The organism is Bacillus sp. JK74 (genome assembly GCF_053663395.1).
On record NZ_JBSJQB010000002.1, the window covers coordinates 44,095 to 60,237 of the forward strand.

Annotated in this window: 1 protein-coding gene; it reads left to right on the forward strand. The window is 47.9% G+C overall.

Features of this window, described 5'->3' with window-relative positions; genetic code table 11:
- The first annotated feature begins 1 nt into the window (after position 1).
- Positions 2 to 16,126, forward strand: coding sequence for a non-ribosomal peptide synthase/polyketide synthase (locus ACWJJ5_RS05135; RefSeq protein WP_454022261.1), 16,125 nt, complete (start codon positions 2 to 4; stop codon positions 16,124 to 16,126).
- Positions 16,127 to 16,143: the final 17 nt, after the last annotated feature.

The window sequence follows — 16,143 nt, forward strand, 5'->3', positions numbered from 1 at the left end:
AATGTCGGTATTTAAAAACCAAGAAACGTACTGGGAAAACCTGTTTGATGAAGAAGACGGACTAAGCGCATTCCCTTACTTTAAAGCAGCGGATAAAGCGTCGTTGGCCCGTACCGGCTACCAGGAAAAATGCATCTGCCGTTCCTTATCTCCGGAAGTATCTCAAAGAATCATGACAATGGCGAATCATTCCGATATGGCGGCCTATCTGATTTTATTGGCGGGTATTGAATGCTTGTTATATAAATATACGGATCAAACGAGCCTGATTCTTGGCATTCCGACGGTATCGAAGCAAAAAGCCGGCCAGTCAGCCGTTAACAACATTGTCCTCTTAAAAAATACGCTTTCAAACGAGAGTACATTTAAAACCGTATTCGGACAGCTGAAAGAAGCCGTTAATGATTCTCTGAAAAATCAAAACCTGCCGTTTAGAAAAATGGTTCAGCATCTGAGCGTGCAATACAATGACGAGCATCTGCCGTTCATTCATACCGTCGTTTCACTTAACGAAATTCATTCCTTGCAATTTAAAGAAGATACTGCAGCCGATACGCTGTTTCACTTTGATTTGGAGAACAACGGGATTCATTTGAAGCTTTTTTATAACGGCAACCTGTACGATGAGCGCTATATCAATCAAATTGTATCCCATTTGGATCAGCTGCTGTCTGTGATCCTGTTTCAGCCTCAAGCCGCGATCCATACGGCAGAGATCTTACCGGAAGCGGAAAAACAGAAGCTATTGTTTGATTTTAACGATACCGTCAGAGATTTCTCCGGGAGCAGAACAGTCTATCAATTATTTGAAGAGCAAACAGAAAGAACACCTGAGCATGCGGCCGTCAAGTTTAAAAACGACCATTTGACGTACAGGGAACTGAATGAGAAGGCGAACCGTTTGGCAAGAACATTGCGTAATTGCGGGGTTCAACCTGATACGTTAGTCGCCATTCTCGCCGATCGTTCATTAGAGATGATCGTATCCATTATAGCCGTTTGGAAGGCAGGGGGCGCTTATGTGCCCCTGGATCCTGAATATCCAAAAGAGCGGCTTCAATATTTGCTTCATGATGCGGATGCAGACGTTCTCCTTGTTCAGCGTCATTTAAAAAACAGTCTCACCTTTGACGGCCCGGTGATTGATTTGAATGATGAAACATCATACCATGCCGATAGCTCATTGTTATCACCAGTAGCGGGACACAGCCATTTAGCCTATGTCATTTATACGTCGGGTACAACAGGAAAGCCGAAAGGAGTCATGGTTGAACACGGCGGCATTGTGAATTCGCTCCAATGGAAGAAGGCGTTTTTTAAGCATTCTCCGGCGGATCGCGTGCTTGTCTTGTACCCGTATGTTTTTGATGCGTTCATTTTAAATTTCTTCGGCCCGCTCATCTCGGGGGCAACTTTGCACCTATTGCCTAATGAAGAGAATAAAGAAACTTTCGCCATTCAAAATGCCATAAAACAAGAGAGAATTACTCATTTCTCAACTTCTCCCCGTCTTCTGAAAACGATGATCGAACAGATGAACACAGAGGACTTCATCCATGTTCAGCATGTTGTTGTAGGCGGTGAGCAGCTGGAAACAGATACAGTTGAGAAGCTGCATTCTCTGCAGCCTCGCATTCGGATCAATAATGAATACGGACCGACAGAAAACAGCGTGGTATCTACATTTCACCCTGTTCAGTCCGCTGATGAACAGATCACAATCGGCAGCCCGGTGGCCAACCATCAAGCTTATATTTTAGGAGCGCACCATCAAATCCAGCCGATCGGCGTACCGGGAGAGCTGTATGTCGGAGGAGCGGGAGTGGCCCGCGGCTACCTCAATCGTCCTGAATTGACGGAGGAAAAATTTGTGGAGCATCTGCATGTCCCTGGTCAAAAGATGTATAAAACGGGTGATCTCGCCAGATGGCTGCCGGATGGAAGAATCGAATATTTAGGGCGGATTGATCATCAAGTGAAAATTCGCGGCTACCGGATTGAGATCGGCGAGGTAGAGGCAGCCATGTTCAATCTGGAAAACGTTCGTGAAGCCGCAGTCGTCGCGCGGGAAGACGCAGACGGGGCCAAACAATTGTATGCCTATTATGTCGGCGAGCCTTCTTTGACCGCTGCGCAGTTCAGAAAAGAATTATCCCGGGAACTGCCGAATTATATGATTCCCTCCCGCTTTATCCCATTGGAACGCATTCCGCTCACTTCCAATGGGAAGATTGATCTGAAAGCTTTGCCTGCTGCTGACGAAAATACGCGGGCGGAATACGAATACATAGCCCCGCGGAACACAATAGAAGAACTGCTGGCGTCTATCTGGCAAGAAGTATTAGGGGCAGAACGTATAGGAATTCTGGATAATTTCTTTGATTTTGGCGGAGATTCGATTAAGTCAATTCAGGTGTCATCCAGATTGTATCAAGCCGGATACAAGGTTGATATGAAGCATTTGTTTAAACACCCCTCGATTGCTGAACTTAGTCAGTTTGTAGCGCCGGTCAGCAGGGTGGCTGATCAAGGAGAAGTGAATGGCGGAACCAAGCTGACCCCGATTCAGCATTGGTTTTTTGAACAAAACATGCCGCATGCACACCATTACAATCAGGCCGTCATGTTATATTCGGCGGAAAGCTTTAAAGAGGCTCCGCTTCGCCGGACGATGGAACAGATCGCGTCGCATCACGATGCCTTGAGGATGATTTTTGAAAAAACGCCGGATGGATACGCTCCGCGAATTACAGGAACAGATGAAAGTGAACTATACCATCTGGAAGTGATGAATTATAAAGGGGAAACCGATCCGGCTCAAGCGATTGCCGATAAAGCGAATGAGATTCAAAGCAGCATGGTATTAGACAAAGGGCCATTGATGAAGCTCGGTTTGTTCCAATGTCCGGACGGAGATCATTTGCTGATTGCAATTCATCATTTGCTGATTGACGGAGTATCCTGGCGTATTTTGCTCGAAGATTTTGCAAGCGGTTATGAGCAGGCAGAACGCGGACAAACGATCCAGCTCCCGCAAAAAACAGATTCGTTTCCATTCTGGGCCGATCAATTGTCCAAGCATGCGGCGGAAACCGACATGAAAGAGGAGATTGCTTATTGGACTGAGCTTTCAAGCATAAAGCCTCAGCCATTGCCTAAGGACACTATCAGCGAAGGATCGTTATTAAGTGACAGCGAAGAAGTGACGATTCAATGGACAAAAGAGGAAACGGAGCAATTATTAAAACAAGCGAACCGCGCCTACAACACGGATATCAACGATCTGCTGCTGACTTCGTTAGGGCTGGCCGTTCACAAGTGGACAGGCACGGAAGACATTGTCGTGAATTTGGAAGGCCACGGGAGAGAACCGATTATTCCGGATGCTGACATTTCCCGCACGATAGGATGGTTCACAAGCCAGTACCCTGTCGTCCTGAGGATGGAAGCCGGAAAAGACCTGTCGCAGCGAATCAAGATCGTGAAAGAAGGGCTGCGCCGCATCCCTGATAAAGGAATGAATTACAGCATCATCAAATATATATCCGGGCACCCGGAAGCCGACAGCCTGCAGCTGAATCCGGAGATATCGTTTAACTATTTGGGACAATTTGACCAAGACCTGAAGCATCAGGCTTTGCGCATATCGCCATATTCCACAGGGTTATCGATGAACGAAAACCAAGAGAGAACGGCCGTGCTTGATTTGAACGGCATGATTGCCGAAGGGACATTATCACTGACACTGAGCTACAGCAGCAAACAATACGAAAGATCTACTATGGCGCAATTTGCCCGGGGGTTGAAAGAAAGTCTGCAAGAAGTCATTGCGCATTGCGTAAGCCGGCAGCAGACTTCTCTCACACCAAGTGACATCCTGTTAAAAGATATCTCAATCGACGAACTGGAACAGCTTTTGGAGCAGACGCGTGAATTAGGCGAAGCGGAAAATATTTATCCATTAACGCCGATGCAGAAGGGCATGCTGTTTCACAGCTTATTTGATCCGAATTCAGGTGCTTATTTTCAGCAAACGATGTTTGATCTGCATGGAGATCTGGAGATTGATTCATTTTCAAAAAGCTTGGACGGCTTATCGCAAAAATATGATATTTTCCGCACGAATTTTTACAGAGGCTGGAAGGATCAGCCGCTCCAAATCATATTCAAAACGAAAAAAATCGGTTTTCAATTCAATGACTTACGAGAGATGAAGGAATCACAAAAAGAAGCGATCATTCAGCAGTATGCCAGAGAAGATAAGATGCGGGGGTTCGACTTAGAAAAAGGCGCGTTAATGCGGTTATTCATCCTTCGTACGGATGAAAAGACATACCGTTTTATCTGGAGCTTCCACCATATTTTGATGGACGGCTGGTGCCTGCCGCTGATTACAAAAGAAATATTCGAGAATTACTTTGCCTTGCTTCAGCAAAAGCAGCCTGAACAATCATCAATTACTCCGTACAGTCAATATATTGAATGGCTCGGCCGGCAAGATGCGAAAGAGGCCACGGCTTATTGGGATCAGTACTTGGAGGGATATGAGGAGCAAACCGGCCTTCCTAAGGATCATCATGCAGCGGAAGACGGACGATACGTTCCTGAAAAAGTGACGTGTGACATAAGCTCCGATCTCACTTCGAAAATGAAGCGGACGGCAGGCGAGCATCATGTCACGCTGAATACGCTGCTGCAGACGGCATGGGCGGTTTTGCTGCAGAAATATAACCGCAGCCGGGACGTTGTGTTTGGAAGTGTTGTATCCGGAAGACCTGCTGGAATTCCAAACGTGGAAACCATGATCGGCTTATTCATTAACACCATTCCCGTCCGGTTCCGGTGTGAAGCCGGGACAACGTTTGCCGAGCTTATGAAAGAGGCGCAGGAAAGGGCTGTAGCGTCTCAACAATTTGAGACGCACCCGCTGTACGATATTCAAGCGCGTACAACGCAAAAGCAAGATTTAATTACACATTTAATGATATTCGAAAATTATCCGGTTGATCAGTATATGGAAAGCATAGGCCGCCAAAACGGAACATCCATCAAAATTTCCAACGTGCAAATGGAAGAACAGACCAACTACGATTTTAATTTGACCGTTATACCGGGCGACGAGATGAACATCTCTTTTGAATACAATGCAAATGTGTATGATCGTGCAAGCATAGAGCGGGTTCGGGAACATTTCATGCAAATCCTGCATCAAGTCGTGACAAATGCGGATATCCGGGTGGATCAAGCGGAATTGTTAACGGAAGGCGAAAGAAGAACCCTTCTGCAGACGCTTAACGACACGGCCGCGCCGTTTCCGCAGACGCCGGTTCATCAATTATTTGAAGAGCAATCGCAGCGTACGCCCGATCAAGCAGCCGTCATTGATAAGGACAGGCAGCTCACGTACGGAGAACTCAATAAGCGGGCCAACCGACTGGCGCGAACGTTAAGAGCGAAAGGAGTCCAGACGGATCAGCCTGTAGCCATCATCACAAGAAACAGCATCGAATCGGTGGTCGGAATCCTTGCCGTTTTAAAATCAGGCGGAGCCTATGTCCCTATAGATCCGGAATATCCGCAAGACCGCATCCGGTATATGCTGGATGACTCCCAAGCCGGAATCGTTTTAATGCAGCGGGACGTCAGGAAACAGCTCGCCTATGAAGGCGTCACGGTTTTACTTGATGATGAAAGTTCTTATCACCAAGATGGCTCTGACCTTGCTCCGATAAATGATGTGAGCCATTTGGCATATGTCATTTATACGTCAGGTTCCACAGGCCGGCCAAAAGGCGTACTAATCGAGCACCAAGGCTTGACCAATTATATTTGGTGGGCGAAAGAGGTTTATGTAAAAGGCGAGAAAGCCAACTTCCCATTGTATTCGTCAATTTCTTTTGATCTGACGGTGACTTCTATTTTCACGCCGCTTGTCACAGGAAATGCAATCATCGTCTATGACGGAGAAGATAAAACAGCTCTGCTTGAATCGATTGTGAGGGACCCGAGGGTGGATATCATTAAATTGACTCCGGCCCATTTGCAGGTTTTGAAAGAAATGAACATTGCCGATCAAACGGCTGTCCGAAGAATGATTGTGGGCGGGGAAAACTTAAGCACCCGGTTAGCCCGCAGCATTCATGAACAGTTCGAAGGCCGGGTTGAAATATGCAATGAGTACGGACCGACGGAAACCGTTGTCGGCTGCATGATTTACCGTTATGATGCCGCAAAGGACAGACGGGAATCGGTACCGATCGGAACCGCTGCGGCAAACACGAGCATTTACGTTCTTGATGAGAATATGAAACCCGCACCGATCGGAGTGCCGGGAGAAATCTATATCAGCGGCGCCGGTGTGGCAAGAGGATATTTGAATCGTCCCGAATTAACGGCAGAGAAATTTGTCGATGACCCGTTTGAACCCGGAGCGAAGATGTATAAGACCGGAGATTTGGCGAAGTGGCTGGCGGACGGAAACATTGAATATGCGGGCAGAATAGATGAACAAGTGAAAATCAGAGGCTATCGTATCGAATTAGGCGAGATCGAGGCGGCACTGCTTCAAGAAGAAGCGATCAAGGAAGCTGTCGTTACAGCCAGAGAGGATGTCCACGGGTTTAAACAATTGTGTGCATATTACGTAAGCGGCGGGCAAACAACGGCTGCCCGGCTCCGGAAACAATTGTCTCATACCCTTGCAAGTTATATGGTTCCGGCTTATTTTATCGAGCTTGATGAAATGCCTTTAACTTCTAACGGAAAAATAAACAAAAAAGGGCTGCCGGCTCCGGATTTCGAGCTGCAGGACAGAGCAGAGTATAAAGCTCCCCGAACAAAAGCGGAAGAAATATTAGTTTCTGCCTGGGAATCGGTATTAGGCGCTGAAAACGTCAGTATTCTTGATAATTTCTTTGACCTTGGCGGAGATTCCATTAAATCCATTCAAGTATCCTCCAGATTAAATCAGCAAGGATACAAAATGGAAATCAAAGACTTGTTTCAATATGCAACAATTGCAGAATTGAGTCCGCATATCAAGCAGAATCTGCGTATAGCCGATCAAGGTGAGGTCAAAGGAAAAGTCAGCCTGACTCCTATTCAGCATTGGTTTTTCGAACAAATAACGACAGATCAGCATTATTATAATCAAGCCGTCATGCTGCATGCGCCGGAAGGTTTTCAGGAAACGCAGCTTCGTCAAACCCTGCAAAAACTTGCTGAACATCACGATGCGCTCCGCATGACGTTCCGGACTACGGAAAATGGCTGCGAGGCACAGAATGAAGAAATCGCCCAAAGCGGACTGTACCGCTTAGAAGTCCTGAATCTGAAAGAAGATTCCGATCCGGGACGGACAATTGAAGCCAAAGCTGATGAGATACAAAGCAGTATGCGTTTAAGTGATGGGCCGTTAATGAAAGCCGGGTTGTTTCAATGCGCAAATGGAGATCATCTGCTCATCGCCATCCATCATTTGATTATAGACGGGATTTCATGGCGCATTTTACTGGAAGATATCGTTAGCGGCTACAAGCAAGCAGAGAATGGGCGAGTGATTCAACTGCCGCAAAAAACAGACTCTTTCCAATTATGGGCTAAGAGACTTTCAGAATATGCGAAAAGTGAAACCATAAAACAGGAACAGGAATATTGGACAAAGATCGAACAAACCGAAGTCAAACAGCTGCCTAAAGATTTTCATGAAACCCATACAACTGCAAAAGACAGTGAAACAGCAACTGTGGAATGGACGAAAGTGGAAACGGAGCTGCTATTAAAACAAGCGAATCGCGCTTATAACACGGAAATAAACGATTTGCTCTTAACTTCTCTCGGTCTTTCCATATCGCATTGGTCAGGACTGGAACAAATTCCGATTCATTTAGAGGGACACGGCCGAGAACAGATTATACAAGATATAGATATCTCCCGCACGGTCGGGTGGTTTACAAGTCTGTATCCGGTTGTGCTGCACGCGCATCCGGGCAAAGAGATCTCTGATTATATCAAGACGACCAAAGAAGGATTGCGCCAAATTCCGCATAAAGGGATCGGATATGGAATAGCAAGGTACTTAAGCGGCGGAATGCCATCGAAACTCAATCCTGAGATCAGCTTTAACTACCTTGGACAGTTTGACCAAGATTTACAGCAGCATGGGGTTCAATTATCTTCTTATTCTTGCGGTTCAGACTCAAGCGGAAATCAAGAAAGACCGTATGTATTGAATATAAACGGAATGATCACCGACGGCCGGCTGAAGCTTACGATCAGCTACAGCAGCAAACAGTACGCAAAAGAAACGATCATGCGGTTATCGGAAACGATTCAAAGCCGCCTGCGGACAATCATTACGCATTGCGTTCATAAAGAACAATCGGAACTGACGCCAAGCGATATTTTGTTAAAAGGCATGTCCATTGACGAATTGGATCAGCTCCTCATTCAACTGCCGCATGCAGGTGAGGTTGAAAACGTGTATCCGCTCACTCCGATGCAGAAAGGAATGCTCTTCCACAGCCTGCTGGACGAGGCCTCAAGTTCTTATTTTGAACAAGCATCGTTCGATTTGCAGGGAGAATTAAAGATTGATTGGTTTAAAGCAAGCCTTAAACAATTATTTGAAACATACGCCGTGCTCAGAACCCGTTTTTACAGCGGCTGGAACGATACTCCTTTACAAATTGTCTATAAAACGCAAACACCGCAAATTCATTTTGCAGATTTGCGTGATATAGAGGAGCACCTGAGAGAGGATGCAATCGCAGCCTATCAAAGAGAAGATAAGGCAAAAGGATTTGACTTGGCTCGGGGTCCGCTGATGCGTATAGCGATTTTCCGTATGGAAGACCGCAAATATCATTTGATTTGGAGCTTCCATCATATTGTGATGGATGGCTGGTGCCTGTCTCTTATCACGAAGGAAGTGTTTGATCATTATCGCGCCTTACAGGAAGGCAGGGAACCAGAACCGTCATCGGCAGCTCCTTACAGCGACTATATCGAGTGGCTTGACCGCCAAGATCAGGGAGCGGCAAAGCGGTACTGGAGCGGGTATCTTGAAGGATATACAGGTGAAACCACGCTTCTTCATAAAATAGAGCAGCATGAACAAAAAGAATACGCCTATGCCAATGTGATCTGCCGATTTGATCACGAACAGACAAAACAATTACAGCAGATCGCAAATCAGCATCAGGTTACATTAAACACGTTGATCCAAACGTTATGGGGAGTTTTATTACAGAAATACAGCGGGTCAGCAGACGTTGTCTTTGGCAGTGTCGTGTCGGGAAGGCCGGCGGAAATTCCTGATGTAGAACAGATGATCGGCCTGTTCATCAATACCATTCCGGTTCGCATCCGCTGCGATGAGGACTGCACTTTTGCTGATACGATGCAAATGGTTCAACAAAACGCTCTGGCTTCCCAATCATACGATACCTATCCTTTATACGAAATTCAGGCCCAAACGGAACAAAAGCAAAACTTAATTGATCATATACTGATCTTTGAAAATTATCCGATAGAGCAGCAAGTCGAAAAGGGCCATGATGCTGCGGATTTAAATATCGTGAATTTCCATATAGAAGAACATACCCATTACGATTTTAATGTAGTTGTCATCCCTGGCGAACAACTCACCGTTCATTTTGATTTCAACCAAAATGAATATGGACAATCAGAGGCAGAGCGGATTCGCGGACATTTTGAACAGCTCATTCACCAAATTTTGCAGCAGCCGTCTGTCAAAATAGAAGAAATGGAACTTCTGACGCAGCAAGAAAAAGAACAGCTGCACGGCCGTTTTCAGTCTAACGAAATGCATTACCCACGTGAACAAACGATTCATCAGCTGTTCGAGGAACAAACACTCCGGACGCCGGACCATGAGGCGGTTATATTCGAGGAGCAGCGTATGACATACCTTGAGTTAAATGAACGGGCCAATCAACTAGCACGCACTTTACGAGCTGAAGGCCTACAGGCCGACCAGCTTGTTGCGATCATGACTGAGCGTTCTCTAGAAATGATGGTCGGGATTTATGCAATCCTGAAAGCGGGAGGCGCTTATGTGCCAATCGACCCAGATTACCCAGAGGAACGCATCCGCTACATCCTTGAAGATTCAGGAGCGACCCTGCTGCTGTCACAGCGTCACGTGAAAGAACGGGTTGCTTTTGCAGGAACGGTCATCGATCTCGATGATACTTCCGTTTACGATGATGACGTTTCTAACTTGGAGCCGCTGTCCCGTGCGGACGATAGGGCATATGTAATTTACACGTCCGGATCGACCGGCAAGCCCAAGGGGGTTATGGTTGAACATCGTCCGGTTATAAACCGGTTGATGTGGATGCAAAAGGCTTATCCGATCGGCAGCGGCGATACGATTTTACAAAAGACAGCGATCACCTTCGACGTCTCGGTATGGGAGCTGTTCTGGTGGGCTTTGACCGGTGCGAAGGTGTGCCTGCTTCCGCTCGGCGGAGAGAAAGACCCCGAAGTGATTTGGAACACAATAGAAGAGCAAAGTATCACGACAATGCATTTCGTCCCGGCGATGCTGCACGCCTTCCTGAAGTTTGCGGAAGCACAGACGGCGAGCGTACAGACAAGCAAGCTGCGTACGTTGCGGCAAGTGTTTGCAAGCGGCGAGGCTTTAATGCCGGCACATACGGCAAGATTCCATAGCCTTATTACGCCTATGAACGGCGCCCGACTGATCAACCTGTACGGCCCGACGGAAGCAACGGTCGATGTGTCGTACTTCAACTGCGAAGCGAACCAAGCGTATGCATCGGTGCCGATCGGCAAGCCGATCTCGAATATACAGCTGTATATGATGGCACCGGGATCAATGCGTCTACAGCCAGTCGGAGTACCGGGAGAGCTTTGCATCGCAGGCGACGGACTGGCGAGGGGGTACCTGAACCGTCCGGAGCTGACTGCGGAGAAGTTCGTGGATCATCCGTTCGAACCCGGCAAACGGATGTACCGGACGGGCGATCTGGCGAGATGGCTGCCGGACGGTAACATCGAATATTTGGGCCGGATCGATCATCAGGTGAAAATTCGAGGATACAGGATCGAACTCGGCGAGGTGGAAGCTCAGCTCTTAAAGATAGAGTATGTACAGGAAGCAGTAGTCACCGCTCTTGAAGACGGAGCCGGAGAAAAGCAGCTATGCGCATACTTTTCAGCGAACACCGAGCTGATGGTGAGCGAGCTGCGAATAGCGCTGTCGCAGGAACTGCCGGGGTATATGATCCCGTCGTACTTTATCCAACTAGAGCGTTTGCCGCTCACGGCAAACGGAAAAGTCGACCGCAAAGCATTGCCAGCACCAGAAGGAGGCGTGCAAACAGGGGGCGAATACGTTGCTCCCCGTACAGCGGCGGAAGCGCAGGTGGCGCATATCTGGAAAGAGGTGCTTGGACTTCCGCGTATCGGCGTGAAAGATAACTTCTTCGACATCGGCGGTCACTCGCTGCGGGCAACGACTCTGACGGCGAAGCTGCACAAAGAGATGGGGGTCAGCCTGCCGCTGCGGGAAGTGTTCCGGTCGCCAACAATTGAAGAAATGGCAGAAACGATTACCGGAATGAAACACACAGCATATACATCTATCCCGGCCGTTGACGCAAAAGAATACTATGCCGTCTCCTCGGCGCAAAAACGGCTGTACATTTTGAATCAGCTGAAAGGCGGAGAGCTGAGCTACAACATGCCGAGTGTCATGAGGGCCGATGGAGCTCTGGATCGGGAACTTGTCGAGAAGGCGATCTGCAAGCTGATTCAGCGCCATGAAACGTTGCGTACCGGCTTTGAACTGATAGATGGAGAACCGGTGCAGCGGATCTATGACGACGTCCGATTTGCAGTGGAATTCACTCAGGCGAAAGAAGAACAGGCGGAAGCCCTCGTTCATGGGTTTGTGCGGGCATTTGACTTGGAGAAAGCACCGCTGCTGCGGGTAGGACTGATCGAGCTTGCAAAAGACCGCCATTTGCTGCTGTTTGACATGCATCATATCATTTCAGACGGCGTATCTATCAAGAATTTGATTGAAGAGTTCGTTTCATTATATGAAGGAAAAGAGTTGCCGCCATTGCGGATTCAATATAAAGATTATGCGGCGTGGCAGCTGGCGGATATGCAAAGCGAACGGATGAAGAAACAGGAAGCGTATTGGCTGGATGTGTTCAGCGGAGAGGTTCCGGTGCTGGATATGCCAACCGACTACGGAAGACCGGCTGCGCGGAGCTTTGAAGGAGGACAAATCGAGTTTGTTATCGGACCGGAGCTGACGGAACAGCTGAAAGGCTTGGCGGTGAAGAGCGAAAGCACGCTGTACATGGTGCTGCTGGCTGCTTATACGACCATGCTTGCCAAATACAGCGGGCAAGAAGACATCGTAGTAGGGAGCCCGATTGCCGGAAGAACCCATTCGGATTTGGAAAGCTTAATCGGCATGTTCGTGGGCACGCTGGCGATACGAACGAAACCGATCGGGGAAAAAACATTCCGGGAGTACGTGCAGGAAGTCAAAGAGCATACATTAAAAGCGTACGAAAACCAGGAGTATCCATTCGACGAACTGGTGGACAAGCTGAATGTGTCCCGGGATTTCAGCCGCCATCCGCTGTTTGACACGATGTTCATATGGCAAAACACAGAACGGGGAGAATTGAGCCTCGATGATGTGCGTTTTACCCCTTATCCGGACAACCATGCGATGGCGAAGTTCGACCTGACGTTCCAAGCGGCAGAAAATGAAGACGGAATTACAGGTATGATCAGTTACGCGGCAGCGCTGTATAAGCAGGAAACTGCGGAACGCATGGCAAAGCACTTTATCCAATTGATCGAGGCGATTGCGAATGATCCGCAGGCACCGCTTTCATCGCTGGAGATGATCACCGCGAAGGAAAAAGAGCAGATTGTGGAGAGATGGGGCCAACCGACAATAGACTGCCCAAGGGACAAAACAATTCACCAATTGTTCGAGGAGCAGGCGGAGCGTACGCCGGAACTTACGGCCGCAGTTTACGAGAAAAGCCGATTCACATACCGTGAGCTGAATGAGCGGGCCAACCGCCTGGCGCGGATTTTAAGAAGCGAAGACGTGCAGCCTGACCAGCCTGTGGGTATTCTGGCAGAACGTTCTCTGGAAATGATCGTGGGGATTATGGCGATCCTGAAAGCCGGGGGCGCGTATGTGCCGATGGATCCGGACAGCCCGCAGGAACGCATCCGCTATATTCTGGAGGATTCAGGAGCAAAGGTTCTGCTGGCACAGCCCCATTTACAAGATCGTGTATCCTTTGCCGGAGAAATTTTACTGCTGAATGACGAACGAATGAACAGCGGGGATGGCTCGAATCTGGTGACGGCAGCCGGACCGGATCACTTGGCGTATGTGATATACACATCAGGCACAACCGGCAAACCAAAAGGCACGCTGATTGAGCATCGCCAGGTACTTCATTTGATGGAGGGGCTCCGCGGACAAGTGTACGGTGCTTATGATTCGGGATTGCGTGTGTCTCTGTTGGCACCGTACTATTTCGACGCATCGGTCAAGCAAATTTTCGCGGCACTGTTAGGGGGACATGCACTGTATATCGTCCCTAAAGCATCAGTATCAGACGGTTATGCCTTGTCAAACTATTATCGCACCCACCGCATTGACGTAACAGACGGAACACCGTCACATTTGCAATTGATTATCGCTGCAGACAGCCTTCATGGGGTAACGATCCGGCACATGCTTATTGGAGGAGAAGCGCTCCCGCAGGCGACAGTGGCGCAATTGCTTGAATTGTTCGCTTCGAACGGGTCATCAATGCCGCTCATAACCAATGTATACGGTCCGACGGAAACCTGCGTGGATGCATCGGTCTTCCATATCGTACCGGAGACATTGGCATCCGCTGACGACGGCGGTTACGTGCCGATCGGCAAGCCGCTGGGCAACAACCGTGTGTATATTGTTGATTCCCATGACCGGATGCTGCCTATAGGTGTAAAGGGTGAGCTGTGCATCGCCGGAGACGGAGTAGGACGAGGGTATCTGAACTTGCCTGAATTAACCGATGAAAAGTTTGTGGCCGATCCGTTTGTAATCGGAGAGCGGATGTATAAAACAGGCGATCTTGCCCGTTACCTGCCGGATGGAAACATTGAATATGCCGGAAGAAAGGATCATCAGGTCAAAATTCGCGGTTACCGGATCGAACTTGGCGAGGTGGAAGCCGCTCTTCTCAACATCGAGCATGTACAAGAAGCGGTGATCCTGGCCAGAGAAAATGCAGAGGGACAAAGCGATTTGTATGCCTATTTTACAGGGGAGAAGTCACTGCCGATCAATCAGCTTAAAGAAAAACTCTTTGATCAAATACCAGGCTACATGGTTCCTTCATACCTGATGCAACTGGAACAAATGCCGTTAACCTCCAATGGAAAAGTGAATCGCAGCGCGTTACCGCTGCCTGAAGCAGGCTTGCAGACCGGGATTGACTATGTTGCTCCAAGGACAAATCCGGAAGAGCAGCTGGTTCACATCTGGAAAGAAGTATTGAAGTTAGAACAAGTCGGCGTCAAAGATAACTTTTTCGATCTCGGCGGGCATTCGTTACGGGGGATGACGCTCGTTACCAAGATCCATAAGCAATTCGGCAAAAGCATTTCATTGAGAGAAGTGTTTCAATACCCGACGGTTGAAGAAATGGCGAGGGTCATTGCGGGCGCGGAAACCAGCGGACCGGATGAAATCCCTGTTGCAGAAGCCAAAGATGTTTATCCTGTATCTTCCGTACAAAAGATGGTTTACCTGTCTACACAAATTGAAGGCGGAGAACTAAGTTACAACATGCCGGGGATTTTGACATTGGAAGGCAGGATCGATATGAATCGTTTACAATCTGCGTTCCAAAGTCTGATCCAGCGCCATGAATCGCTACGAACCGGATTTGAAATGGTTCGGGGAGAGCTGGTGCAAGTGATCAAGCCGCAGGCGGATTTCTCTATAGAAACGTACCAAGCAGCTGATGAGCAGGTCGAGGAGCTGTTCCGCAATTTCGTGCGGCCTTTCGATCTCAGTCAGGCTCCATTGCTTCGGGCCGGACTCATCGAATTAGAACAGGACAGACATGTTTTCATGTTTGACATGCATCATATCGTTTCAGACGGCGCTTCTATGAATATTTTCGTTGAAGAACTGATTCAATTGTATGACGGCAAAGAATTAACCCCGCTCCGGATTCAATACAAAGATTACACTGTATGGCAGCAGCAGGCGGAGCAGAGGGAACGCATCAAAAGGCAGGAGAACTATTGGCTGAATGTATTTCATGAGGAACTCCCGCCATTTGAACTGCCGAAAGATTTTGCCAGACCGCGAATTCGAAGCTTTGAAGGCAAGCGATACAATTTCGCTCTCGATGAGACTGTGGTCCAGGGGATTAAACAGATGGAAGAATTGACCGGATCGACCGCTTACATGATCTTGCTGTCAGCCTATAACATACTGCTGGCCAAATACAGCGGTCAGGAAGATATCGTCGCCGGTACGCCTATTGCGGGAAGAATGCATGAAGATTTACAGCATATTATCGGGATGTTTGTGAATACGCTGGCCATCCGTACGGCTCCGGCTGGAGAAAAGACCTTTATGGATTATGTAACGGAAACAAAAGAAACGATGCTGAAAGCTTATGAAAATCAAGAATATCCTTTTGAAGAATTAGTTGAGAAACTGGGAGTGAAACGGGACTTAAGCCGTAATCCGTTATTCGATACGATGTTTGTTCTGCAAAATACGGAACAAACGGATATCGAATTGGACTCTCTCGCGGTCAGACCATATGAACAAACAAATACGGCGGCCAAATTTGATTTACAGCTGACTTTCGTGATGAATCCGCACGAGATTCAAGGAAGCTTTGAGTACTGCACGAAGCTGTTTAAACAGAAAACCATCGCTACGCTGAGCAAAGATTACGCCATGATTCTGTCGGCGATCATAAAAGACCCATCGATTCCTTTAAAAGAAATTCAATTAAGTGAGAAAGTAAATAAAAGTGAACACTTTGCAAACGAAATCGAATTGAATTTCTAAAACGGCCGGTACCGGCT